Source organism: Microbacterium sp. Bi128, from assembly GCF_918698205.1.
Window position 1 is genome coordinate 1 of the sequence record NZ_CAKKMM010000269.1, and the last position, 5,478, is coordinate 5,478.

The 5,478-nt window shown below is 70.1% G+C and carries 5 protein-coding genes; all 5 read right to left on the reverse strand.

Features of this window, described 5'->3' with window-relative positions; translation table 11 throughout:
• A partial coding sequence (gene dnaG / locus LQV45_RS16680) for a DNA primase (RefSeq protein ID WP_230007991.1) occupies positions 1-1,607 on the reverse strand: 1,607 nt, incomplete at its 3' end.
• Positions 1,607-2,923 carry a deoxyguanosinetriphosphate triphosphohydrolase gene (locus tag LQV45_RS16685; protein ID WP_230007992.1) on the reverse strand — a complete coding sequence of 439 codons (1,317 nt, stop codon included), beginning with the start codon at positions 2,921-2,923 and terminating at the stop codon, positions 1,607-1,609. The genes LQV45_RS16685 and dnaG, both read right to left, overlap by 1 nt.
• 7 nt (positions 2,924-2,930) lie before the next feature.
• Positions 2,931-4,097 (reverse strand): tRNA dihydrouridine synthase DusB, encoded by a 1,167-nt coding sequence (gene dusB / locus LQV45_RS16690; protein ID WP_230007993.1) that lies wholly within the window; start codon positions 4,095-4,097, stop codon positions 2,931-2,933.
• Between the two features lie 70 nt (positions 4,098-4,167).
• Entirely contained in the window at positions 4,168-4,860 is a 693-nt protein-coding gene (locus LQV45_RS16695) for a DsbA family protein (protein ID WP_230007994.1), read from the reverse strand.
• A gap of 46 nt (positions 4,861-4,906) precedes the next feature.
• On the reverse strand, positions 4,907-5,478 hold a 572-nt coding region (gene uppS, locus LQV45_RS16700), incomplete at its 5' end, for a polyprenyl diphosphate synthase (RefSeq protein ID WP_230007995.1).

The window sequence follows — 5,478 nt, forward strand, 5'->3', positions numbered from 1 at the left end:
ACGGCCTCGACGGCGGCGACGGCCCAGCCCGGCTGGGACAGATCGGTGGATGCCAGGGTGCTGCGCACGGCCTCGAGGGCGGGGTGACCGAAGGGGGTCTGCAACGCGCGCAAGAACAGGTCGGGCTCGATGCGGTGCCCGTACTGGAGGAACGCCATCATGGCGCCGCGCTCGAGCGCCACGTCGCGGGTGTTCGGCAGGGACGCGAGCGTCACCGACACGGCCACCGGTGCCGGCGCTGCGTCCGCCGCTCCCCCGCGATGCGTCTCGCGCTTCTCGGCGCGGTCGGCACCGCGTGCGGCGCGTTCGACAGCGCTCTGCACCTCGGGGATGTCGAGGCCCAGGCGACGAGCGAGCACGCGGACGTACCCGGGCCGCAGCGAGGGGTCGCGGATGTCGGCCACGATCGGTGCGGCGGCGCGCAGGGCACCGGCGCGCCCCTCGACGCTGGAGAGGTCGTAGTCCTTCAGGCGCTGATCGATCACGAACTCGAACATCGGCGCCTTGGTGTCCATGAGCGAGCGCACCGCGCCGTCGCCGCGCTGCAGACGCAGATCGCACGGGTCGAGTCCGTCGGGAGCGACCGCCACGTAGGTCTGCGCGGCGAACCGCTTCTCGTCGGCGAAGGCGCGCAACGCGGCCTTCTGCCCCGCCGCATCCGGGTCGAACGTGAAGACCACTTCTCCAGATGCGCTGTCGTCACCCATCACGCGGCGGAGCACCGTGATGTGGTCGGAGCCGAAGGCGGTGCCGCACGATGCGATCGCGGTCGTGATCCCCGCGAGGTGGCAGGCCATGACGTCGGTGTACCCCTCGACGACGACGACCCGGTGCTCGCGCGAGATGTCGCGCTTGGCCAGATCGAGGCCGTACAGCACCTGGGCTTTCTTGTAGATCGGCGTCTCGGGGGTGTTCAGATACTTCGGGCCCTGATCGTCGTCGTAGAGCTTGCGCGCGCCGAAGCCGATGACCTGACCGGTGACGTCGCGGATGGGCCACACGACGCGGCCGCGGAATCGGTCGTACACCCCGCGCTGCCCCTGCGACACGAGGCCTGCCTGCACGAGCTCGTCGCGCGAGAACTTCTGCGCGAGCAGGTGATCCATGAGCGAGGACCACCCCTTCGGCGCGTATCCCACGCCGAAGTGCGCCGCGGCTCCCGCGTCGAAACCGCGGTCGCCGAGGAAGCGCCGCGCGGTGTCGGCCTCGGGAGACATCAGCTGCGTGCGGAAGTACTCGGCGGCGGCGGCGTTCGCGGCGTACAGCCGCGAGCGTCCGGTCGTCTCGGGTGCGGCGCCACCGTCCTCGTAGTGCAGCGTGTATCCCACGCGCGCGGCCATGCGCTCGACGGCCTCGGTGAACGAGACGTGGTCCATCGCGCGGAGGAACGAATACACGTCGCCGGACTCGCCGCAGCCGAAGCAGTGGTAGTAACCCACTTGCGGGCGCACGTGGAAACTGGGGCTGCGCTCGTCATGGAAGGGACACAGTCCCTTCATCGACCCCACACCGGCCGGTTTGAGCGCGACGCGCTCACCGACGACGTCGGCGATGTTGACCCGCGCCTTGACCTCGTCGATGTCGGCCTGCCGGATGCGCCCGCCCATCAGGCATCCGCTCCCCGCGGGGGTCGTGCGCCGGGCGCCCAGACGCCGAGCTCGGCGGCGTCGACCTCGCCGACGAGGCGGCCGTGCCAGGCGATGGCCAGCTGGTCGGTGAGGCTCGCAACCTGATCGACGATGACGCGACGTCGAGCGGTGTCGTCGACCGCGGCGGCGAAGTCGGGTGCGTGCAGGGCGTCGAGCGCCTCGGGGCGCTCCCACAGGGCGGATGCCAGGCGCTTGAGGACGCGTCGCTGCTCGCGGTAGAGCGCCTTTCGGCCGTCAATCGAGACGACGGTGGCCCCGATGATGCCCTTGAGCACCGCCATCTCGGCCTCGACGACGCGCGGGACGACGACGTGCGCCCGGTAGCGCGTCAGATCGTGGACGGCGTAGGCCTCGCTGGTCGCCGTCGTCGCGGCGCGCGCGAACCGGCCGATGAGGTCGGAGGTCAGGTTCTTGAGACGCGCGAATGCGGGCCGGCTGCCGTCGAATCCGTCGATCCACTCGGGCAGACGCATGAGCCGGTAGAGCGCATCGGCGAGCTCGTCGCGCGAGAAGTCGTATCCGACCCACGTCTGGATCGCAGTGAGGAGCGACTCGTGCCGCGCCGAGGCCGCCAGCGACGCCGGGTCGACGTAGAGGTTGACGACCGCGTCCTCGAAGTCGTGCACCGAGTAGGCGATGTCGTCCGAGAGGTCCATGACCTCGGCCTCGATGCAGCGCACACGCCCGGGAGCGCCGTCGCGCATCCAGTGGAACACGGGCTCGTCGTCGGGATACACCCCGAACTTCAGCCGCCCACCCGGATCGGGCAGCGGGGCGTCGGCCGTCCACGGGTACTTGCACGTGGCATCCAGGCTCGCCCGCGTGAGGTTGAGTCCGAAGGAGTGCCCGTCCGGCCCGATGACCTTGGGCTCGAGGCGCGTGAGGATACGCAGCGTCTGTGCGTTCCCCTCGAAGCCGCCGATGTCCTCGGCCCACTCGTTCAGCGCCCGCTCGCCGTTGTGTCCGAAGGGCGGGTGCCCGAGGTCGTGGCTCAGGCACGCCGTGTCGACGACGTCGGGTGAGAGCTCGAGGGCGGTGGCCAGCTCACGGCCGACCTGCGCTACTTCGAGCGAGTGGGTCAGTCGGTTGCGGGCGAAGTCGGCGGGGCTCGCGGGGCTCAGCACCTGCGTCTTCGCGGCGAGGCGGCGTAGCGCTGCCGAGTGCAGCACGCGTGCGCGATCGCGTGCGAAGTCGTCGCGCTGCGAGCGGTGGCGCTCTTCGTGGAACCGGGCGGCGTCGACATCGTGGTACCCCGACGGGCGCGCGACGCTCATCGCCGCCTCACCCGCCACTGTGGTCGAGCTCCGCGTCGGCGAGGGCACGGCCGGCGTCGTCGCCGATGTCGCGGGAATCGAGCCAGCCGTCGGGCAGGGCCGGTCGCTTGGGCGTGCCGGCGCGACCGCGCTGACCCTCGGCCGCCGCTCCCGGATAGGGCGCGTCGAGCTCCATCGTGGCGAGCAGGTCGTCGATCTCAGCGAGGGTCGAGGCGGTGGCGAGGCTCGCCCGAAGCTCACCGCCCACCGGATAGCCCTTGAAGTACCACGCGACGTGCTTGCGGATGTCGCGGCATCCGCGCCCTTCGTCGTCGAAGAACTCCACGAGCAGCTCGGCGTGACGACGGAACGCCTGCGCGACGAAACCGAGCGTCGCGTCCACCGGCTCGGCCGACGCCGCGCCGGGACGCCCGAGGGCACGCGCCAGATCGCCGAAGAGCCAGGGACGGCCCAGGCATCCGCGACCGACCACGACGCCGTCGCAGCCGGTCTCGTCCATCATGCGCACGGCGTCGGCGGCCGACCAGATGTCGCCGTTGCCCAGTACGGGGACGCTCGTGACGGTCTCTTTCAGCTTCGTGATCGCGCTCCAGTCGGCGGTTCCGGAGTAGAACTCGGATGCCGTGCGCGCGTGCAGCGCGATCGATGCGACGCCCGCGCCCTCGGCGACACGACCGGCCTCGAGGTAGGTGAGGTGATCGGCGTCGATGCCCTTGCGCATCTTGATCGTCAGCGGCAGGTCGCCCGCGGCGCGGACGGCACGCTCGACGATCTCGCGGAACAGTGTGATCTTCCACGGCAGCGCGGCCCCGCCGCCACGACGGGTCACCTTGGGGACCGGGCAACCGAAGTTGAGGTCGATGTGGTCGGCGTGATCCTCGTCGACGATCATGCGCACCGCCGCCTCGACCGTGGCCGGGTCGACGCCGTAGAGCTGGATCGAGCGCGGGGTCTCGGACTCGTGGTGGCGGATGAGACGCATCGTGGTGTCGTTGCGCTCGACGAGCGCGCGCGTCGTGATCATCTCGCTGACGTAGAGCCCGGCGCCGTACTCGCGGCACAGCCGCCGGAACGCCGTGTTGGTGATTCCGGCCATGGGCGCGAGCACGACCGGGGCGTCGAGTTCGATGGGGCCGATGCGCAGAGAGCGCGCCGGTGCCAGTGCCGTGGTCATCGTCCCATTCTCCCAGACCCCGCGCCCGCGCGGTGCCGTCGACCGGCTCCGGTGGGCTGGGGAGGAGGGGTCACGCCGTCGCGGTCTCGGGCTCGGCCGTCGCGGTGCGACGCTCGTTCCAGACCTGCCGGGCGATCTGGGTGAACGCCTCCACCGGCTGGGCGCCGCTCACACCGTACTTGCCGTCGATGACGAAGAACGGGACCCCCGTGATGCCGTAGGCCTGCGCCTGCGCCTGGTCTTCGCGCACCGCATCGCGGAAACGGCCGGACGTGAGGGCCTCGCGGGCCGCGTCGGCGTCGAGTCCGACCTCGACCGCGAGGTCGACGAGCTCGTCGTCGCGGCCGACGTGCTTCCCCTCGAGGAAGTAAGCCGCCATCAGACGCTCCGACAACTCCAGCTGACGTCCCTGCTCATTGGCGAAGTGCAGCAGCTCGTGGGCCTTGACGGTGTTGGTGTGCTGGAGGAGGTCGAACCGGTAGGCGAGCCCCGCCTCGGCGGCGACGCCCGTGACGCGGTCGAGCATCTCGCGCGCCTGCGTGGGCGAGATGCCCTTGTGGCGCGAGAGGTAGTCCACCTCGCCGCCGACGAAGTCGACGGGGGTGTCGGACGACAGTTCGAACGAGTGGTACTCGATCTCAACGACGGGTGCGTCGTCGTCATCGGAGGTGGCGGCGAGGCCGTTCTCGAGGTTGCGCTTCCCGATGTAGCACCAGGGGCAGGCGATGTCACTCCACACGTCGATCTTGATGGCATCCGTCATGTCGCGTGCAACCTTTCGATTCGACCATCTATTCCGATGGCGGCATTCATTTCGCGTCGGGGGTGTCGACCGCCCCGCCGAAACGGCGGTCGCGCGAGAGGTACCGGTCGATCGCCTCCCACAGGTGCGTGCGACGGAAGTCCGGCCAGAGGGTGTCCAGGAACACCATCTCGGCGTACGCCGACTCCCACAGCAGGAAGTTCGACGTCCGCTGCTCGCCGCTCGACCGCACGAAGAGATCCACGTCGGGCATGTCGGGCTGGTAGAGGTTCTTGCGGATGAGCTTCTCGGTGATCGCCGACGGCTTGAGCCTTCCGGCGGCGATGTCGTCGCCGATGCGCCGCATGGCATCCACGATCTCCACGCGTCCGCCGTAGTTCACGCACATCGTCAACGTCAGGGTGGAGTTGCCCTCGGTGAGCCGCTCGGCGTGCTGCAGTTCCTTGATGACCGAGCCCCAGAGGCGCGGCTTGCGGCCCGACCAGCGGATGCGCACACCCCACTCGTTGAGCTGGTCGCGGCGGCGGTGCAGCACTTCGCGGTTGAACCCCATGAGGAAGCGCACCTCGTCGGGCGAGCGCGACCAGTTCTCGGTCGAGAAGGCATACACGGACAGGC

Bases quoted from the DNA above. Each gene is read 5' to 3' on its own strand.
- LQV45_RS16685 (WP_230007992.1), bottom strand. From the start codon at position 2,923: ATGAGCGTCGCGCGCCCGTCGGGGTACCACGATGTCGACGCCGCCCGG.
- dusB (WP_230007993.1), bottom strand. From the start codon at position 4,097: ATGACCACGGCACTGGCACCGGCGCGCTCTCTGCGCATCGGCCCCATC.
- LQV45_RS16695 (WP_230007994.1), bottom strand. From the start codon at position 4,860: ATGACGGATGCCATCAAGATCGACGTGTGGAGTGACATCGCCTGCCCC.